The sequence below is a fragment of the Rhizobiales bacterium NRL2 genome (assembly GCA_001664005.1).
Classification (GTDB): domain Bacteria; phylum Pseudomonadota; class Alphaproteobacteria; order Minwuiales; family Minwuiaceae; genus Minwuia.
In genome coordinates this window covers 959,699-978,933 of sequence record CP016093.1, presented here as the reverse complement: position 1 = coordinate 978,933, position 19,235 = coordinate 959,699, and the positions used below count along the sequence as shown (strand labels likewise).

Here is a 19,235-nt window from a genome sequence, read left to right as displayed (position 1 = left end):
AGCCGGGAACCGCCGAAGGACTGGGCACCGGGATCAAGTCCCGGTGCGGGCCATCGTCCTTTCCCCCTCACAGCACCCGGAAGTCGGTCGCCGCCGAAAGCCGTCGGTGCTCGGGCCGGTGCGCCACGAAGTCCGCGAAGGTCAGCGCCAGCGCGTCCGCGGCGTCCGGCGAGGCCAGGCCGCGGCGCTTCATGTCCTCCTTGCGCTCCAGCCGGATGCGCCCTCTGGCGTCGAAGCCGTATTCCGGCCCGGCGAGATCGGCGGCCAGCCCCCGGTCGTCGGGCAGGGCGGCGGTCTTCAGCCATTGCCGCATGCGGTCCCACATCTCGGCGCGGCGGTTGAGATATTCCCGCCCCCGCCGCGCGGCCTCGCCGCCATTGACGTCATGCACCCGGTGACCCAGCTGGCGCAGCCGGTCGACCACGCCGCCGCCGACCCCCGCCCCGTCGACGAAGACAGCGTCCGGTCTGTCGGCGGCGATCCGCTCGGCGACGAGGGCGGCGAACTGCATCAGGTCGAGCCCCCGGTGGCGGTGGATCGGGCCAGCCAGCGCTTCGCCCTGGCGGAGCAGGATCACCGACTGGTCGTCGCCGAAGCGCGCCACGTCCACGCCCATGATCCTGGGCGCTTCCGGGTCCGGCGCGGCCTGCCGCGCCCGTGCGCCATCGACCAGCGCCTGGGCGATGAACTGCCGTGACGAGGAGCGCGGGAACTCGCCCTTGACGCGGACGCGGACGAAATCGCTGTCCGCGCCGTAATCGGTTATCCAGCGCTCGATCTGGCCGCGGTTGGTCAGCCGGGTCTCCCGCGAATCCACGTGGCGGGTGATCCAGCGATGGCGACGGCGGCCGAAGCATTCGCGGAAACGTCCCGTGGTCTGGGTCGGGTTGCCGAAGACGGCCCAGACGATTTCCGTTTCCCGGTCGGTCAGCGCGCCCTCCGTCACCTCCCAGACCGGATCGGGGATGGCGCTGGCCTCGTCGAAGACGATGACGATGCGCCGGCCGTTGTTGTGCAGCCCGGCGAAACTCTCCGTCTGGTTCAGCGACCAGGGCACCATGTCGACGCGCCAGGTCTTCGCCGCCTCCGCCTCCTTCGCCTGGATGGCGGTGGCCGCGAGGCGGAAGAGGTGGCGCGCGCGGGAAAGCCTGAACCACTTGGCGAGCTCCGCCCAGGTCTTGGTCTTGAGCTGGATTTCGGTATTGGCGGTGACCACGCCGCGCGTGTCGCGGCCGGTCGCCATGGCCCAGATCACCAGCCAGGCGACCAGCGCCGACTTGCCGACACCGTGGCCGCTGGCGACCGCGACCAGCACGGGCTCGCCTGCCTCGCGCCCCCGGCGGCGCAGCCGCTGGCCGATGGCGTCGAGCACCGCGCTCTGCCAGCGTTCCGGTCCGCGGGCGCGGTGCAGCGGCGTGCCGGCAACGCCCCACGGGAAGGCCCAGCGGACAAAGCCGACCGGGTCGTGGCGGAACTTGGCGAGACGCTGGTCGATGGCGTTGTCGGCGGCGGAACTGGCGGTCAAGGCGGCACCCATGGCTGGCGGTCGGAACGGACCTTCAGCCTAGGCGGACGGCGCTTAAGCGTGCCGGGTTTCGCTCAGTAGACCGCCTTCGCCGCCGATGCCCCGCCCTCGCGGCGGACGGCGTCCACCGCCTCGGCGAGGTCAGCCACATAGGCTTCGCGGGCCGGCGCATGCAGCATCGACAGCATCAGGTGCAGCCCGCGCGGGTCCTGGGTCCGCCCGGGCAGCCAGCCCTTCGCGGCCATGCGGTCGGCGGCGGCGAAGATGTCGAGTCCGTCGGCGCCGAAATTCAGGATCGTCAGGTCCGGCTCGGCCAGCATGTGCAATCCCCCGATCGCCTCGATGCCGGCGCGGTAGGCGCGCGCCATCTCCAGCAGGTCGCGGGCGACGTCGCAATAGCCGTCCCGGCCCAGATGGTTCAGCACCGCCCAGGCCCCGGCGACCGCGCCCGCCGGCCGCGTGCCGGCGATGGTGTAGGTGACGAAGCGGCCATTGGCCCAGACGTCGAAATCGAAGGCGCTGCGCGCCATGTCGTCGGCGTCGCGGAAGAAGACGGTCGAGGCCGGCTTGGGGCAGAAGCCGAACTTGTGCAGGTCCGCCGAGATCGAGCGCACGCCGTCCACTGCGAAGTCGAAGTCCGGCAGGTCCTCGCCATTGGCCTTCGCGAAGGGGATCAGATAGCCGCCGACACAGGCGTCGACATGCAGCCAGATCCCGCGCTCGCGCGCCGCCGCCGCCACCTCCGCGACCGGATCGATGACGCCGAAGGGAAAACAGGGCGCGGAGGCGACCATCATCATCGTGCGCGCGTCCGCGGCTTCGGCCATCGCCGCCGGATCGGCGCGGCGGCTCTGCGCCAGCCCGACGCGCCGCATCTCGATCTCCATCGCCTGCGCGGCCTTGTCGAAGGCGGGATGGGCGCTTTCCGGCATGACGATGTTGAGCTGCTGGCCGACCTTCGATCCGGCGGCGCGGTGGGCGTCCCGGGCGGCCTTCACCGCCATGAAGATGCTCTCCGAGCCGCCCGTGGTCATGTGGCCGTCCGCGTCCCCGGGCGCATGGAAGAGATCGAGCGCCATGTCGATCACCTCCCGCTCCATGCGGCCGACGGAGAGGAAGGCGCGCTTGCCGCCCAGCGCGTTCTCGGTGAAGAAGCGGTTGAAGGCTGCCTGACCGATCTCGGCGGCGCTGTCCGTCGCCCGGAAGACGTAGAGCGGGGTCCGCCCCGCCCGCCAGTCGATGTCGCCGGTCTTCATCGCCTCCATGGCGTCGAGAAGGTCGTCGGCATCTGTTCCGTGGTCGGGGAAGGTTGTTCTGGTCATCGGGAGCTTCCCCCTCGCCTTTGCGCTAGCTCACCTGCCGGCCGATCTCTTCCCAGTAGGGTTTGCGCAGTTCGCGCTTGAGGATCTTGCCCGTGGGATTGCGCGGCAGTTCGTCGACGAAGTCGACCGATTTCGGGCACTTGTAGTGCGCGATGCGCTGGCGCGCATAGTCGATGACCTCCGCTTCGGAGAGCGCTGCATCGGGCTTCTTCACGACGACGGCCTTCACCGCCTCGCCCCAGCGCTCGTCGGGCACGCCGATGATGGCGACGTCGGCGATCGCCGGATGGCCGAACAGGGCGCTCTCGATCTCAGCGGGATAGATGTTCTCGCCGCCGGAGATGATCATGTCCTTCACCCGGTCGTAGATGTAGAGGAAGCCCTCCGCGTCGAAATAGCCGGCGTCGCCCGACCAGAGCCAGCCGTCGCGCAGCGTCTTCGCCGTCGCCTCGGGCAGGTTCCAGTAGCCGGCCATCAGCGTGTTCGACTTCAGGATGATCTCGCCGACCTCGCCAACCGGGACCTCCCGGCCGTCCTCGTCGACCACCTTCACCTCGTAGCCCGGCGCCGGCTTGCCGCAGGATTTCAGCCGCTCCGGCTTCGACAGGTCGTGATCGGCCTTCGGCATGTAGACGCCGCCGCCGTTGGATTCGGTCATGCCATAGGCCTGCCCGAAGACGGGGCCGAAGACCTCCAGCGCCTGCTTCAGCAGTTCGACCGGGATCGGCGCCGCGCCGTACCAGATCTCGTCCAGAGAGGAGAAGTCGGTGTCGCGGCAGCCCGGCGTCTGCAGCAGGAACAGGATCAGCGCGGGCACCAGGAAGCTCTTGGTGACCCTCTGCTCGGGGATGAGCTTCAGGATCTCGGCCGGCAGCGCCTCGGCCATGATCACCGTCCGTGCCCCCACATAGAGGCCGGCCAGCGCATTGTTCAGCCCGCCCACGTGATAGAGCGGCATGCAGACCAGGTTGACGTCCTTCTCCGACCAGCGGCCATAAGCGGGCTCGTTGGGGTCAGCGAGCAGCGGCCAGAGATTGAGGCCGCTCTGGTGGCTGAGCTGCACCCCCTTCGGGTGGCCGGTCGTGCCGCTGGAATAGAGCTGGGAGGCGATATCGTCGGGGTCGTTGTCGACCATCGGGTCGGCGTCGGACTGCCGGTCGCGCCAGGTGGCGTAGTCCTCGTAGCCGCCCTCGCCCTCGAGCGAGATGACCTGCCGGACCTTCGGCATCTCCGCCATGTTCTCCGCGGCGAGGTCGGCAAAGCCCTCGCCGACGAAGAAAACCTCCGCCCCGGCGTCGTTGACGATGTAGGCGATCTCCGGCCCCGCCAGGCGGAAGTTCACCGGCACGATCACGGCGTTGGCCTTGGCGCAACCGTAATAGAGCTCCATGAACTGGTCGCAGTTCTTGGTCAGCAGGGCCACGCGCTGCTGCGGCCTGACGCCGGCGGCGATCAGCCCGTTGGCGACCTGGCTGGCGCGCCGGTCGAGGGCGGCGAAATCCGTCTCGCGCCCGCGATAGACCAGCGCGACCTTGTCTCCGCGGGTCTTCGCGTGGCCGCGCAGCACGTCCGCGACGTTCTTCATTCCGGACATTCGTGACGCCTCCCCGTTTCGTCGTTCTCGCTCCGCATCCTATGCCAGAGCCGGGACGCTTGCGCCATATCGGGGATGGTGTTACGTAATTACATAACATGTAATATTGTAACAGGAGGGAAAGATGGCGCGGGGATTGAAAACGGGCCTGCTGGCAGCGGTTGCGATTGCGATGGGCGCGGCGTGCCAGGCAACGGCAGCGCCGAAGGTCGTGGCCTCGATCCAGCCGGTCCACTCGCTGGCGGCGTCGGTGATGGAAAGTGTCGGCGAGCCCTATCTGCTGGTGCCGCCGGGCGCCTCGCCGCACAGCCATGCGCTGAAGCCCTCCGATGCCCGGGCCCTGTCCGAAGCGGATGTCGTTTTCTGGATCGGCCCCGCGATCTCGACTTTCCTGCGCAAACCCCTCGAGGAGCTGGCGGGCGATGCCGAAATCGTCACGCTGATGGACGCGCCGGGTCTGCGCCTTCTGCCCGTGCGCGAGGGCGGCGAGTTCGAGGCCCATGCCCATGATCATGGCGAGGGCCACGGACACGACGACCACGGTCACAAGGACGAGGGTCACGCGCACAAGGACGACAAGCACGAGGGCGATGCGCACGTCGGGGGCGAGGCCCCCGAGCACCCGGAAGCGCATGTCTGGCTGGAGACCGGCAACGCCACCGCCATGGCGCGGGCGATGGCCGAACACCTCGCCCGGGCCGATCCCGGCAACGCGGCCCGCTACCACGCCAATGCCGAAGCGCTGAGTGCGCGGCTCGCGGCGCTGGGCGAGGAATTGCACGAGATGCTGGAGCCGGTCGAGGACCGGCCCTTCGTCGTCTTCCACGACGCCTGGGCGCACTTCGAGACGCAGTTCCACCTGCGCGCCGTCGGTTCGATCACCATCAGCCCCGAGGTCCAGCCCGGCGCCCGGCGCATCAGCCGCCTGAAATCCCGCGTCGGCGAACTGGGGGCAGTCTGCGTCTTCGCCGAACCGCAGTTCGACAGCCGGCTGGTCGCCACCATCGCGGACGGGTCGGAGGTGCGCGTCGGCGTCGCCGATCCGCTGGGCGCGGACATTCCGCCCGGCCCCGGTCACTACGAGACGCTGATGCGCCGCGCCGCGGCCGCCTTCCGGGACTGCCTCGGCGGCTAGGCCGGGCCGACCCCTCTCCCCGTCCCTACCCCTTCGCCAAGGACCGCAAGGTGGCCGCGAACGCGGCCATCGGTCACGGCGCGGAACCGGAGCGCGCGGGACAGATTGCGGCGATGTCAGAGATCCGGCCGAAACGACTGTCGACGCTCAGTCACGCCCTGGTCCTGGCCCTGGCGCTGGCCGGCGCCTGGGCCTGGGCTTCGGCCGACTATTGCGGCCCGCCGGCCTACCCGCTCTGGATCCCCGCTCTGGCGGTCTGGCTGGGCGCCAGCGCGTTCTGGCTGGGCTTCGTCAGCGACGACCTGAAATTGCTGTTCCTGCTCGCCGCCGGCTGGGTGGGGGTGGCCGCCAGCCTCGCCGTCTTCGCCATCTTCATCGGCGGCGGCGTCGCGGCCTCGGGCGAGACCACCGCCATCCGGATCGCCGTCGCCGGGGTGCTGTTGCTGCCGGTCCTGCTGCTGCCGCGGCTGAAGCTGCTCTGGCCGGGCATGTCCGCGCCGTCATCGGCGGCCGTTCACGCCGCCCGCTCACTGTTCGTGCTGCTGCAATATGGCGGTATCGCGCTGCTGGTCGCCTCGCTGATCCGCTTCTGCCCGGAGACGCCCGCAGGCTGAGCGGTCAGCCGACGCGCAGACGCATGTTCTCCCGCGCCACGGTGTTGCCGATCCACTGGAAGCGCGCCTCTTCCTCGAGGCGCTCCATGTACATGTCCTCGTGGTCGGGATCGTGGTGGAAGATGATGTGCTGACGGACGTTCGCAGCCTGGCAGAGGCGCATGCCCTCCTGCCACGTGGAATGGCCCCAGCCGACCTTGCTCTCGAATTCCTTGTCGGAATAGGTGCAGTCGTAGATCACGACGTCCGCGCCCTCGATCAGGGCGAGGATGTTCTCGTCGGGCTTGCCCGGCACGTGCTCGGTGTCGGTGACGTAGCACATGGAGTTGCCCTGATAGTCGACGCGGTAGGCGGTGGCGCCGTCGGGATGATTGAGCGCCGTGGTGCGGATCGTGATGTCGTTGTCGATGGTGAAGGTGTCGCCGGCGCTGAAATCCTCGAAGTCCATCTTCGCCTGCATGATCTCGATCGGCACGGGGAAGGTCGGCTGGGTCATCTGGCTGGCCAGCACCTCCCGGATACCGGATCCCTGATCGGAAAGATGGCCGGCCATGATGGTGAAGTGCTGATCCTTCTTGAAGGCGGGCGAGAAGAAGGGAAAGCCGTTGATGTGATCCCAGTGGGTGTGGCTGAGCAGCATGTGCGCATGCTTGACGTTCTTCTTGGTCAGCCAGTGGCCCAGGTTCCGGATGCCCGTACCGGCGTCGAAGATGATGCGCCGCCCACCGCAGGCGACCTCGATGCAGCTGGTATTGCCGCCGAAGGAAACGTAACGCGGGCCGGGCGTGGCGATCGAGCCGCGGACGCCCCAGAACTTGACCTTGAAACTCAATTCAGCCTTCCTTCACTGTCCGGCCGATCCGGCGCCGGACGTCAACCACGTTGTGTCACAATTCGATATCGGCTCAACACCACGAAGCCTCTTATTGTTCGCATTCCCATGACGCCTGTCACATTGACCAAGGGTCAAGCAAGTTCGGGGCCACGATGTGGCCGCCGGATACCCGTCACCCGGCGGCGCGGTCGGCGGGAAGCTGCATCCGGACGAGCTGGGACCAGTAGGCGGCGCCAACGGGCAGGGTATCGTCGTTGAAGTCGTAGTTCGGATTGTGCACCTCGCAGCCGCCCTGCTGGCCTTCGCCGTTGCCGACGAAGACGTAGCAGCCCGGCCGTTCCCGGAGCATCCAGCCGAAGTCCTCCGCGCCCATCACCGGCGTCAGGTGGTCGTTGACGTTGGCCTCACCCACCAGCGCCCGGGCCGCGGCCATGGCGTGACCGAACTCCTCGGGCGAGTTCACCGTGGGCGCGTAGCGCCGGTCGTAACGGAAGTCGGCGCGCATGCCGAAACCCTCCGCCAGGCTGCGCGCCAGCGCGCCCATGCGCTCCTCGACCATGTCCTGGACGCCGGCATCGAAGGTCCGCGTGGTGCCGCGGATCACTGCGGTCTCGGGGATGACATTGCCGGTGAAGCCCGATTCGATCTGCGTCGCGCTGATCACGGCGGCCTTCATGGGATCGGTATTGCGGCTGACGATGCTCTGCCAGGCGGTGATGATGTGGGCCGCAGCCAGCACAGGATCGCGCGACAGATGCGGGAAGGCGCCGTGGCCGCCCCGGCCGGTCAGCTTCAGCTCGAAGAAATCGGCCGAGGCCATCATCGGCCCGACGCAGGCGGCGAACTTGCCCACCGGCAGGCCGGGCCAGTTGTGCATGCCGTAGACGGCTTCGACGGGGAAGCGCTCGAACAGCCCGTCCTGGACCATGACCCGGCCGCCGGCCAGGTTCTCCTCGGCCGGCTGGAAGATGAAATGCACCGTGCCGTCGAAATCGGGATTGGCCGACAGGTGCCGCGCCGCGCCCAGCAGCATGGCCGTGTGCCCGTCATGGCCGCAGGCGTGCATCTTGCCGTCGTTGACCGAGCGGTGGTCGAATTCGTTGAGTTCCTGCAGATCCAGCGCGTCCATGTCGGCGCGCAGCCCGATGGCGCGGTTGCCCGTGCCGGCCTTCAGCGTGCCGACGACGCCGGTCTTCGCCAGGCCCCGGTGCACCTGCAGGCCGAATTCCTCCAGCAGGCCGGCCACCTTGTCGGCGGTGCGGTCCTCCTCGAAGGCGGTCTCGGGATGACGGTGGATGTCGCGCCGCCATTCCGTCATCTCCGGCTGGATGCGTTTCAGCTCATCGATCAGGCTCATGGCCGCTCCCCATGGTTGTCTCGACATGTTGCGCCAGCGGACGCGCGCCGTTCGGGGCGGATCGCCCCCGCGCAGGCCGCCATGCTGGGACCGGACCCGGCGGGGCGCAACGAAAAACCGGGAAACGCTTAGCGATCCCGCCCCTAGATTGGAGCCGGTCACCCACGTTCTCCCGAGGCGCAAGATGACCGACCGATCCGCCGCCAGCCCCGAATCCCGCACCCTGCAGCGCTTTCACCGCGCCGAGCGCCGCCGCCGCGCCTGGGACGCCCTGCTGGACGACGCCTACGCCTTCGCCCTGCCCCATCATGACGCCGCGGCCGCGGGCCAGGCCGGCGGGCGGCGCGACCGGGAAATCTTCGACAACACCGCGGTGCAGGCGGTGCAGTGGCGGCGCTCGCGGCTGCACGGACAGCTCTTCCCGCCGTTCCGCGAATGGATGGACTTCGAGGCGCCGGAGAGTTTCGGCTTCGAGGACGATCTGCGGCGCGGCTACGAGACCTGGCTGGACGATGTCCGCGCCCGCTTCCACGCGGCGATCGAGGCGTCGAACTTTCATATCGAGGTCGACCCGGCCATCGGCGACGCGCTGATCTCGACCGGCGCGCTGATGGTCCACGAAGGCAGCTTCGCCCGCCCGCTCCGCTTCGAGGCCGTCCCGGCGCGGGAACTGGTGCCGGAGGAAGGGCCCGACGGCATGCTGGCCACGGTCTTCCGCCAGATGCGCCTGACGGCGCGGCGTATCGCCGAGAAGTGGCCCGACGCCGATCTGCCGCCCGACCTCGCGAAGCTCGCCGCGGAGAAACCGGATACCGAGATCGAGCTGATCGAGGCGGTGATGGCCGACCATCCCGGCGGCCCGGCGGACTACGAGCTGTGGTGCGTCGACCAGCCCGGCGCCGACGGCGAGAACCTGCTGCTGAAGCGCGCCTACGCCGCCTCTCCGGTGATCGCCTTCCGCATGGACAAGGCGCCGGGCGAGTGGATGGGCCGCGGACCTGTGCTGAGCGTGCTGGCGGACATCAAGACCGCCAACAAGGTGGTGGAGCTTATCCTGAAGAACGCCTCGATCGCCGTCACCGGCATCTGGCAGGCCGAGGACGACGGCGTGCTCAACCCGGCCAACATCCGCCTGGTGCCGGGGGCGATCATCCCCAAGGCCGTGGGCTCGGCGGGGCTGACGCCGCTCGACGCGCCGGGGCGCTTCGACGTCAGCCAGATCGTGCTGGAACGCCTGCAGGAGACCATCCGCCGCGGCATCATGGGCCCGACCCTGCCGCCCGCGGAGGCGGGCCAGCGCACGGCCTTCGAGATCGACGTCCGCCAGCAGGAGTTCGCCGCGGTGGAGCTGCCCATGTCGCTCAGGCTGCTGACCGAGCTGGACTACCCGCTGGCGCGGCGCGTGCTGGCGATCCTCTCCGGCCCCGCCATGGTCGGTTCGCCCTTCCATGTGGAGCCCTTCTCGGCCGGCGGCGAGGCGGTCAGGCCGAAGCCGACCTCGCCGCTGATCCGCCTGCAGGACATCGCCGAGGCGGCCGAGGCGCAGTCGGCCTATCTCCGCGCCGCCCAGGCGTTCCCGGACATGATCGGCCAGGTGGTCGACCGCGCCGGCTATCTGCGCCACTACCTGAAGCGCGCCGGCTTTCCCGCCGCGCATCTGCAGGACGCGGCGGTACCGGGCGGCGCGGGTGAACCGGCGGCCGGCCTCAGACCCGGCGCATGACGTGCACGCGGGCCTCGACGCGCTCGGCCTCGGGCGCGCCGGGCAGGCCGACATAATGGTTCGTGCGGTACAGGGGGGTGATCTTGTGGTCGGCGGCGAGGCGCTCGGCGACGTCGCGGAAGCCGGACTCCCACGCTTCCCGCACGATCGCGACCACCAGGTGGCCGCCGGGCTTCGTCACCCGCGCCAGCTCCACCAGCGCCTCGGGCGGCGCGTGGCCGACGGTCATCACGCCGGCGCTGACGACGGCGTCGAAGGTGCCGTCCGCATATTCCAGATCCTCCCCCAGCATCACCTGCTGAAGGTCGGCATAGCAGGCCTTGGCGGCGGCCTGTTCCAGCATCCCCTCCGAGAGGTCGATGCCGACGATCTCGGCGTAGCCGAGCAGGCTCAGCGCCTCCCCCAGCAGGCCACTGCCGCAGCCGGCGTCGAGCACGGTGATGTCCAGGTTCGACGCGAAGCGGGCCAGTGTGCCGGCGACGACGACGGGATGGCGGTAGCCCATGGCGAAGAGGTCGCGGTCATAGCTGGAGGCCCAGCTGTCGTAGCTTTCGATGAGCTTTTCCGGATCGCCGTCCGCCGCATATACGCGCGCCAGCATGTCGTCCCGGTCCGCCATGTCCCCAAACCCCCTTGCTCTTGTTTTGAGGCATCCTAGGACGGAATCCGCCGGTTTACCCAGCGATGTTTTCCTTGATGTCGAGCAGGCTGATCAGCATGTCGACATGCCTTCCGCCATCGGAGGAGAGGGGCAGAATCAGCCGCTCCATGTCGAATTTCACGCCATCCTTGTTGATGAACCCCATGCGCCGGTGATGCGGCGACGCATGGGCCAGCGCCAGGCCGTAGGATTCCAGGATCGCGGGCCGCTGTTCGCCGAAATCGACCTCGTCGAGATAGCGCCCGGTATTGTCGGCGCCGAACATCACGACGACCCGCGTGCCCACCAGGCGGAAGCGCATCCGGCCGGTTCCGGGCAGAACGTCCATCAGCATGATGTGCGGCAGAAGTTTCGGGATGTCGATGGGATCGAGGTCGGCCCGCGCCGGCATCGGCCGCTCGCCCCGCCGCTCCATCCAGTAGTCGAGCAGCGCCCTGCAAAGCGGCCCGGGTTCGCCCGTCAGACCGATGATTTCGGGTCTCGCCGGCATTGCGCAGGCCTTCCTCCGACGGGATGCAACATTCGCCCCGCTTCCTAGCACAGCTTCGGCCGGGCGCGTACAGACGGGGCGGCGCGGCGGCTTGCCTGTGTAATGGTATAACGCTACATCTGGCCACCGGAACGGCGTGGAGGAAGAAGTGCCTGCAAGCGGCGACATGCTGGTGAAAGGCGAGGATCTCGGCATCGAGCGGGGCGGCCGCTGGCTGATCCGCCATGTGGACCTGGAGATCCACCGCGGCGAGATCGTCACGCTGATCGGGCCCAACGGTTCGGGCAAGAGCACCACGGCGCGGCTGGCGACCGGGGTCTGGCGTCCCGACGAGGGCCGCGTACGCCGCGCCGCCGGCCTAACCATCGGCTATGTGCCGCAGAAGCTGAGCATCGACCGCACGCTGCCGCTCACGGTCGAGCGGCTGATGCGTCTGACGTCCCGGCGCGAGGCCGCCGCCGTCAACCGGGCGCTGGAACGGACCGGCATCGGCCATCTGCGCCGCGCCGAGGTTCAGAACCTGTCGGGTGGCGAATTCCAGCGCGCGCTGCTGGCCCGGGCCATCGTCGGCGAGCCCGACCTGCTGGTGCTCGACGAGCCGGTGCAGGGCGTCGACTTCTCCGGGCAGGTGGCGATCTACGACCTGATCGGGCAGATCCGCGACGAGACCGGCTGCGGCGTGCTGCTGATCTCCCACGACCTGCACATCGTCATGGCCTCCACCGATACCGTGCTCTGTCTCAACGGCCATGTCTGCTGCGCCGGGGCGCCGCGATCCGTGGCGAACGATCCCGAATACCTGAAGCTGTTTGGCGACCGCGCCGCCGGCACGCTGGCGGTCTACCGCCACCAGCACGATCACAGCCACCTGCCGGACGGCCGCATCCAGCACCCCGATGGCACCATCACCGAGGGCCATGACGACGATCACGCCCACCGGCCGGATCCGGGAGGGCATGGCATTGGTGGATGACTTCCTGCTCAGGGCGCTTGCCGCCGGCGCCGGCGTCGCCCTGATCGCCGGCCCGCTCGGCGCCTTCGTTGTCTGGCGGCGCATGGCCTATTTCGGCGACACCATCGCCCACGCGGCGCTGCTGGGCGTGGCGCTGTCGCTGCTGATGGAGATCGACCTGACGCTGGGCGTGTTCGTCGCCGCGGCGCTGACCTCCGTGCTGCTGCTGGTGCTGGAGCGCCGCCGCGCCCTGCCCACCGACGCGCTGCTGGGCATCCTGGCGCATTCGACGCTGGCCATCGGACTGGTGATCGTGGCGCTGATGGAGGGGGTGCGCGTCGACCTGCTGAGCTATCTGTTCGGCGACATCCTGGCCGTCGGCGCACGCGATCTCTGGCTGATCTGGATCGGCGGCGCGGTGGTCCTTGCCCTCCTCGCCTGGATCTGGCGGCCGCTGCTGGCCGCCACGGTGAGCGAGGAACTGGCCGAGGCGGAAGGCCTGAAGCCCCAGCGCGCGCGCCTGCTGTTCATGCTGGCCATGGCGCTGACCATCGCCATCGCCATGAAGATCGTCGGCATCCTGCTGATCACCTCGCTGCTGATCATTCCCGCGGCGGCGGCCCGGCGCTTCGCCGCCACGCCGGAGGCGATGGCGGCGCTGGCCTCCCTGATCGGCGTCGCCGCCGTGGCCGCCGGTCTCAGCGGCTCCTGGTTCTGGGACACGCCCTCGGGGCCCTCCATCGTGGTCGCGGCGCTGCTCGGCTTTCTGATAAGCTATGCCGCAATGCGGCGCAGGACGGCATGATGGCGGAACGGACACGCAAGCTCACCCGCAACCAGGGCCTGGTCCACGACGTGCTCGACCGCGCGGGCGGCCCGCTCTCGGCCTATGCCATTCTCGATCAGCTCCGCGGCGAAGGCCTGCGCGCGCCGCTGCAGGTCTACCGCGCGCTGGAGAAGCTGCTCGAGTTCGGGCTGGCCCACCGCCTCGAATCGCTGAACGCCTATGTCGCCTGCAGCCACCGCCACCGTCCCGGCGGCATCGCCGTCTTCGCCATCTGCGACGACTGCGGCGAGGTCTCCGAGTTCCAGGACGAGCAGGTGCGCGACCGCCTGGCGGAACAGGCCGAAAGCCGGCGCTTCACGCTGGATCACGCCACGGTCGAACTGCACGGACTCTGCCGCGACTGCGCGGAGGACGCGGCATGAGCGGCCGCGTCCCCGCCGGCCCCGGCGAGGCGGACTTCCACGACTTCTGGCGCGAGGCGGAATTCGGCCGCCTGGATCCCGTCGACATGGCGGTGGAGGGCGGCCGGGCGGCGCTGTCGCTGCCGCAGGTCTTCATCGCCGGCTACCAGGCGTCGCTGCGCAAGGTCTTTCCCGACCTGCCGGCGGCGGGCTGGGCGGCGCTGGCCGCCGCCGAGGACCGCAAGGATCCCGAGCGCTTCCCCGGCACGGTTCTGACGGCGGACGGCGCCGGCTTCCGCCTCGACGGCTGCAAGTCGTGGATCGGGCAGTCGCGCCATGTCCGCCACCTGCTGGTCACTGCGAAGCTGGACGGCGAGGTCCGGATCGCGCGGCTGCCGCGCGACCGGGCCGGTGTCACGATCACGCACAGGGAGGGTCCCGGCTTCCTGCGCGGCCTGAGCCAGGGTTTCGGCCGCTTCGAACGCGTCGCCGTGGCGCCCGGCGAGCTTATGCCGGGAGAGCACGGCCGCGACTTCGCCCGCGCCGAGCGGCTCTACGTCATGCTGGCCTGTGCGGCCTTCCTAGAGGCCCGTTCGGCGGGCGCGGCGCAAACGCCGGTGGACGGCCTGGCCGCCTATTGTGCCGAAGGCCGTCACGACCCGGCCCGCTTCGCGGCGCTGGACCGGGACCTGCAGGCCGCCGGCCAACGTTTCGGAGCCAGCGCGGCCGCCGATGCCGTACCCGACTGGATCGCCGACCGCGGGCTGATCGCCATGTACAGCCGGCGCATCCAGGAGCGCGACCCGGCGGCCAGCTAGCAGATCCTGCGGCGAGCGTCGCCGTCCGAGCCCAGTTCAAAACGGAAGCCGGGACCAATGAAGCCGACCAGATGCCGGGCCACGCCGTCTTCCATAGACAGCGGCAGCAGCAGGCGGGTTCGGATTGCCGGCTCCGCACCGGCCCACTGTACGCGCTGTTCGATGAAGGAGTATCGCCCCCGCTTCGCGACCGCATCAAACTCTTCGCGCATCTCGCTGTTGGCGCCGTAGACCTCGCTGAGATGCTGGCCGCTCAGTTCCTGCAAGGCCCGCCGCCGGTAGCCGGTGCCCGCGAGGCGCACGCGATAGTCGTCGTCCAGCACATCCCAGAGCATGATGTTCGGGAGCAGTTTCGGCGGGATGACGGTCGGCTCTATGTCCGCCTTCGCCGGCGCGGGTCTTTCGCCCTTCAAACGGCGCCAGATCCCGGCGAAATCGCGCACGCTCTCCGGCAGCTCCGTATCTCCCAGATCCGCAAGATCCTTCTGTTCGCTGTAGAGCGTCGTGAATTCGACTTTCATCCGCCACGAAAAGAGCCCCTCGCCCCTTGAGCGCGGTGCGCTTTTATACCTCCCTGCACGCCCTTCCAGCGCGAATACTATCGGATTCGTTACAAATTCAAATATTTGAATTCGCAAGTAAATATTTGAATACCCGGACAAGAGGTGAAAATTCGCGCTATCCTTCCGCAGCGTGACCGCCGCCGCATTCCAACCCGTGACAGTTGATTTTTCGCATGCCGGGGCGATAGTGGGCGGCAGAGGGATCCTGATCGCCTGAGGGGGCTAAAATGAGCGACGAACTCGACAAGATGGCGCTGGACTACCACCGGTATCCGACGCCCGGCAAGATTTCCGTCCAGCCCACGACCAAGCTCGCGAACCAGCGCGATCTGTCGCTGGCCTACAGCCCCGGCGTCGCCGCGGCCTGCAACGCGATCGTCGCCGATCCGCTGGAGGCCGCGAACATGACCGCGCGCGGCAACCTGGTCGCCGTGATCTCCAACGGCACCGCGGTGCTGGGCCTCGGCAATATCGGCGCGCTGGCCTCCAAGCCCGTGATGGAGGGCAAGGGCGTCCTGTTCAAGAAGTTCGCCGGCATCGACGTCTTCGACATCGAGATCGACGCCACCGACATCGACAAGGTCGTCGATATCGTCGTCGCGCTGGAGCCGACCTTCGGCGGCATCAACCTGGAGGACATCGGCGCGCCGGCGTGCTTCGAGATCGAGCGGAAGTGCCGTGAGCGCATGGGCATTCCGGTCTTCCATGACGACCAGCACGGCACCGCCATCTGCGTCGGCGCGGCGATCTACAACGCGCTCAGGCTGGTCGAGAAGGACATCGACAAGGTCAAGGTGGTCTGCTCCGGCGCCGGCGCCGCGGCCCAGGCCTGCATGGCGCTGATCGTCTCGATGGGCGTGACCAAGGAGAACATCATCGTCTGCGACCGCTCCGGGCCGATCTACAAGGGCCGGACGGAGAAGATGGACAAGTACAAGGAGTACTGGGCCGTCGAGACGGATGCGCGCTCCATCATGGAAGCGGTCAAGGACGCCGACGTCTTCGTGGGCGTCTCCGGCCCCGGCACGCTGACCGGCGAGATGGTCAAGACCATGGCCGACAACCCGATCATCATGGCGCTCGCCAACCCGACGCCGGAGATCATGCCCGAGGAAGCGAAGGCCGCCCGGCCCGACGCCATCATCGCCACCGGCCGGTCGGACTTTCCCAACCAGGTCAACAACGTGCTCTGCTTCCCCTTCCTGTTTCGCGGGGCGCTGGATTGCGGCGCGACCACGATCAACGAGGAGATGAAGGTCGCGGCCACCAAGGCCATCGCCGACCTGACCATGCAGGAAGTCTCCGAAGTGGTGGCCAAGGCCTATGGCGTCGAGAGCCTGTCCTTCGGCCGCGAGTACATCATTCCGAAGCCCTTCGACCCGCGCCTGATCGTCGAGGTCTCGGCCGCCGTCGCCCAGGCGGCGATGGACTCCGGCGTGGCCCAGCGTCCGATCGAGGACATGGCGGCCTACCGCCAGAAGCTGGCCCAGTACATGTACAAGACCGGCTTCGCCATGAAGCCCGTCTTCGACCGCGCCAAGCAGGATCCGAAGAAGATCGCCTATGCCGACGGCGAGCAGGAACGAATCCTGCGCGCCGCCCAGGTGATCGTCGACGACGGGCTGGCGCGGCCGGTGCTGATCGGCCGGCGCGAAGTGATCGAGCGGCGCATCAACCGCTTCGGGCTGCGCATCAAGGTGGGTCAGGACGTCGATGTCTTCGACGTCACCTCCGCCGAGTCCGTCGACTCGCTGGCCGACACGCTGCGCCAGATCATGGGCCGCCGCGGCGTGACCCCGGAGGACGCGCGCTATCAGGTCCGCACCAACCCGACCGTCATCGCCTCGCTGCTGGCCCATCGCGGCGAGGTCGACGGCATGCTCTGCGGCCTGGTGGGGCGTTATGACCGCCACATCGCCTGGGTGCGCGACATCATCGGCCTGCGGCGCGGCGTGCGCGAGCCGTCGGGCCTGGAGCTGATCGTCATGGACCGCGGCACCATCGCCATCTGCGACACCCATGTCACCGACGACCCGGACGCCGAGGAAGTGGCCGAAATGGCGGTGATGGCGGCGGAAGTCGTCAACCGCTTCGGCATCGAGCCGCGCGTCGCCCTGCTGGCGCATTCCAACTTCGGCGACAACGACGATCCGTCCTCGCGGAAGATGCGGGAGGCCTACGGGATCATCCGCAAGATTGCGCCGGATCTGGAGATCGACGGCGAGATGAAGGGCGACACGGCGCTGAACAAGTCCGTCCGCGACCGCGTGAACCCGGATTCCACGTTGACCGACAACGCCAACGTGCTGGTCTGCCCGAACATGGACGCCGCCAACATCGCCTACAACCTGGTCAAGGAAACCAATGAAGGCATGTCGGTCGGCCCCATCCTGATCGGCATGGCGAAGTCGGCGCACGTGATCACCCCGGCGATCACCACCCGCGGCATCGTCAACATGACGGCCGTCGCGGTGGTCGCCGCGCAGGATCACGAGTCCGGGGCGATCCCGGCCGGCCCCTTGTCGCAGATGACCTGAGCCCGTCGTCGCCTATATGGGTGATTCATGAATGAGCGGGACGGCGTCGCAGAGGAAGATGACGAGGAAGAGGGTGCGGAAGGCCGCGGCCTGACACCGGACATTGTCCGCGAAATCCGCGTTGCACTCGACGACGAGCGGTTCGGCGAGGTCCGCGAGCAGTTCGCCGGGCTGCACGCGGCCGACCAGGCCGACCTGTTCGAACTGTTCGACCGGGACCGGCGCCAGACGCTCCTGGAAGCGATCGGCGCGCGGCTGGATCCGGAGGCGCTGGCCGAGCTGGAAAGGCCGGTCCGCGACGCCCTGGTGGAGATGTTGGGGCCGAAGCGGGTGGCGGAGGCCGTCGCCGAACTGAACGAGGACGACGCGGTCTACGTCCTCGACGCGCTTTCCGAGGACCAGCAGAAGGCCGTGCTGGCGGCGGTGGCCGAGGACATCCGCCGCCCCCTCGAGGAAGGCCTGGCCTTCGGCGAGGACACCGCCGGGCGGCTGATGCAGCGCGACTTCGTCGCCGTCCCGGCCTACTGGTCCATGGGCCAGGTGATCGACTACCTGCGCTCCGCCGAGGATCTGCCCGACGAATTCTACTCGATCTACGTCATCGACCCGGCCTTCCGGCCGATCGGCTGGGTGCCGCTGGATCGGGCCATGCGCACCAAGCGGCCCATCCGCATCGGCGACATCATGGAAGCCGATCCGGTGGTCTTCCGGCCGGAGATGGACGTCGAGGACGTGGCCTACGAGGTGCGCCAGTACGACCTGACCTCGGCGCCGGTGGTCGACGAATCCGGCCGCATGATCGGCGTCATCATGGTCGACGACATCCTCGACGTGGTCGAGGAGGAGGCCGAGGAGGATCTGTTCCAGATCTCCGGCGTCAAGGAGGACGACCTCAACCGCTCGGTCTTCCGCACCACGCGCACCCGCTTTTCCTGGCTGATCATCAATCTGGTGACCGCCATCGTCGCCTCGGTCGTCATCGGCTTCTTCGAAGCCACCATCGAACAGGTGGTGGCGCTGGCCGTGCTGATGCCCATCGTCGCCTCCATGGGCGGCAATGCCGGAACCCAGACCCTCGCCATCGCCGTGCGCGCGCTCGGCACCAAGGACCTGACGGCGGCCAACGCCATGCGCCAGGTGAGCAAGGAGCTGCTGGTCGGCGTTCTCAACGGCATCGCCTTCGCGATCCTGATCGGTCTGGCGACCTATGTCTGGTTCTCCGACCCGGTCCTCGGCGGCGTGATCGCCGCGGCCATGGTGCTTAACATGATCGTCGCCGGGCTGGCCGGCATCCTGATCCCGCTCGGCCTGGACAAGGCCGGCGTCGACCCGGCGGTCTCCAGCGCGGTGTTCCTGACCACGGTCACCGATATCGTCGGCTTCTTCGCCTTCCTCGGCCTGGGGGCGCTGTTCCTGTTGTGACGACCCTTCAGCCCCGCGATCCGGACTGGGACGCCAAGGTGCGCGCGAGCTTCGCGCGGCAACCCTTCGCGCATCTGGTGGGCTTTCACCTGGAGCGGCTCGAGCCCGGTTTCGCGGAATTCCGTCTGCCGCTCCGCGACGAGGTCACCCAGCAGCACGGCTTCGCCCATGGCGGCGCCATCGCGACGATCGCCGACAACGCCGCCTCCTACGCCGCGTTCTCGATGATGCCGCCGGGCTCCGCGCCGCTGACGGTGGAGATGAAGCTCAACTGGCTGGCGCCGGGACGCGGCGAAGCGCTGATCGCCCGCGGGCAGGTGCTGAAGGCCGGCCGGACGCTGGTCCCCGCCGAGGCCAAGGTCTACGCCCTGGACAATGGTGAGGAGACGCTGGTCGCCCAGGCGCTGGTGACGGTGATGTGCATGGCGGGCCGCGACGACGCGAAGCGGCCCGGCTGACACGGCTGGCGCGCCGCACGCGGGCGGTCCATGATCCGGCC

At 68.7% G+C, this 19,235-nt stretch carries 18 protein-coding genes; 10 read left to right on the top strand and 8 right to left on the bottom strand.

Annotation, left to right across the window (positions count from 1 at the left end):
• Positions 1-67 precede the first annotated feature (67 nt).
• The 3 genes from TEF_04570 to TEF_04560 all read right to left on the bottom strand — a co-directional run bounded on the left by TEF_04570 (position 68) and on the right by TEF_04560 (position 4,441).
• Complete coding sequence (locus TEF_04570; GenBank protein ANK83279.1) at positions 68-1,495, bottom strand: hypothetical protein; 1,428 nt, start codon at positions 1,493-1,495, stop codon at positions 68-70.
• Positions 1,496-1,599: 104 nt separating this feature from the next.
• Complete coding sequence (locus TEF_04565) at positions 1,600-2,847, bottom strand: hypothetical protein (GenBank protein ID ANK80139.1); 1,248 nt, start codon at positions 2,845-2,847, stop codon at positions 1,600-1,602.
• A 25-nt stretch (positions 2,848-2,872) separates the two neighbouring features.
• Positions 2,873-4,441, bottom strand: a complete 1,569-nt coding sequence (locus tag TEF_04560) for an acyl-CoA synthetase (GenBank protein ANK80138.1) — start codon at positions 4,439-4,441, stop codon at positions 2,873-2,875.
• 124 nt (positions 4,442-4,565) lie between these two features.
• Between TEF_04560 and TEF_04555 the strand changes: the two genes are divergently transcribed.
• A complete protein-coding gene (locus TEF_04555; GenBank protein ID ANK80137.1) occupies positions 4,566-5,576 on the top strand; it encodes a hypothetical protein in 1,011 nt (336 codons plus the stop codon).
• A gap of 50 nt (positions 5,577-5,626) precedes the next feature.
• On the top strand, positions 5,627-6,190 hold the full coding sequence (locus TEF_04550; GenBank protein ANK80136.1) for a hypothetical protein: 564 nt from the start codon (positions 5,627-5,629) through the stop codon (positions 6,188-6,190).
• A gap of 4 nt (positions 6,191-6,194) precedes the next feature.
• Here the strand turns inward: TEF_04550 and TEF_04545 are convergent, their stop codons facing one another.
• Both TEF_04545 and TEF_04540 read right to left on the bottom strand, forming a co-directional pair.
• Positions 6,195-7,022: an MBL fold metallo-hydrolase gene (locus TEF_04545; GenBank protein ANK80135.1), complete on the bottom strand. Its 828-nt coding sequence runs from the start codon at positions 7,020-7,022 to the stop codon at positions 6,195-6,197.
• A 175-nt stretch (positions 7,023-7,197) separates the two neighbouring features.
• Positions 7,198-8,382, bottom strand: a complete 1,185-nt coding sequence (locus tag TEF_04540) for a hypothetical protein (protein ANK80134.1) — start codon at positions 8,380-8,382, stop codon at positions 7,198-7,200.
• Between the two features lie 184 nt (positions 8,383-8,566).
• Between TEF_04540 and TEF_04535 the strand changes: the two genes are divergently transcribed.
• Complete coding sequence (locus TEF_04535; GenBank protein ID ANK80133.1) at positions 8,567-10,105, top strand: hypothetical protein; 1,539 nt, start codon at positions 8,567-8,569, stop codon at positions 10,103-10,105.
• Here TEF_04535 and TEF_04530 read toward each other — a convergent pair.
• Together TEF_04530 and TEF_04525 are read right to left on the bottom strand one after the other, a co-directional pair.
• Positions 10,089-10,724: a hypothetical protein gene (locus tag TEF_04530; protein ID ANK80132.1), complete on the bottom strand. Its 636-nt coding sequence runs from the start codon at positions 10,722-10,724 to the stop codon at positions 10,089-10,091. The two genes, TEF_04535 and TEF_04530, sit on opposite strands and share 17 nt — an antisense overlap.
• 55 nt (positions 10,725-10,779) lie before the next feature.
• Positions 10,780-11,256: a hypothetical protein gene (locus TEF_04525; protein ANK80131.1), complete on the bottom strand. Its 477-nt coding sequence runs from the start codon at positions 11,254-11,256 to the stop codon at positions 10,780-10,782.
• A gap of 166 nt (positions 11,257-11,422) precedes the next feature.
• On the opposite strand from TEF_04525, the gene TEF_04520 reads away from it, so the two are divergent.
• The 4 genes from TEF_04520 to TEF_04505 are packed head-to-tail and all read left to right on the top strand — an operon-like array spanning position 11,423 to position 14,214.
• Entirely contained in the window at positions 11,423-12,229 is an 807-nt protein-coding gene (locus tag TEF_04520; GenBank protein ID ANK83278.1) for a zinc ABC transporter ATP-binding protein, read from the top strand.
• Positions 12,219-13,013, top strand: coding sequence for a hypothetical protein (locus TEF_04515; GenBank protein ID ANK83277.1), 795 nt, complete (start codon positions 12,219-12,221; stop codon positions 13,011-13,013). Before TEF_04520 ends, TEF_04515 begins: the two co-directional genes overlap by 11 nt.
• The gene (locus TEF_04510) at positions 13,013-13,417 is read left to right on the top strand and encodes a Fur family transcriptional regulator (protein ANK83276.1); all 405 of its coding nucleotides are present in this window, start codon (positions 13,013-13,015) and stop codon (positions 13,415-13,417) included. Before TEF_04515 ends, TEF_04510 begins: the two co-directional genes overlap by 1 nt.
• Positions 13,414-14,214 (top strand): hypothetical protein, encoded by an 801-nt coding sequence (locus TEF_04505; GenBank protein ID ANK80130.1) that lies wholly within the window; start codon positions 13,414-13,416, stop codon positions 14,212-14,214. Before TEF_04510 ends, TEF_04505 begins: the two co-directional genes overlap by 4 nt.
• On the opposite strand, the gene TEF_04500 is transcribed toward TEF_04505, so the two are convergent.
• On the bottom strand, positions 14,211-14,735 hold the full coding sequence (locus TEF_04500; GenBank protein ANK80129.1) for a hypothetical protein: 525 nt from the start codon (positions 14,733-14,735) through the stop codon (positions 14,211-14,213). The genes TEF_04505 and TEF_04500 overlap by 4 nt on opposite strands.
• A 269-nt stretch (positions 14,736-15,004) precedes the next feature.
• On the opposite strand from TEF_04500, the gene TEF_04495 reads away from it, so the two are divergent.
• The 3 genes from TEF_04495 to TEF_04485 are packed head-to-tail and all read left to right on the top strand — an operon-like array spanning position 15,005 to position 19,194.
• Positions 15,005-17,314: a malic enzyme gene (locus tag TEF_04495; protein ANK80128.1), complete on the top strand. Its 2,310-nt coding sequence runs from the start codon at positions 15,005-15,007 to the stop codon at positions 17,312-17,314.
• 27 nt (positions 17,315-17,341) lie between these two features.
• Positions 17,342-18,736: a magnesium transporter gene (locus TEF_04490; GenBank protein ID ANK80127.1), complete on the top strand. Its 1,395-nt coding sequence runs from the start codon at positions 17,342-17,344 to the stop codon at positions 18,734-18,736.
• The gene (locus tag TEF_04485) at positions 18,733-19,194 is read left to right on the top strand and encodes a thioesterase (GenBank protein ID ANK80126.1); all 462 of its coding nucleotides are present in this window, start codon (positions 18,733-18,735) and stop codon (positions 19,192-19,194) included. Before TEF_04490 ends, TEF_04485 begins: the two co-directional genes overlap by 4 nt.
• Positions 19,195-19,235: the final 41 nt, after the last annotated feature.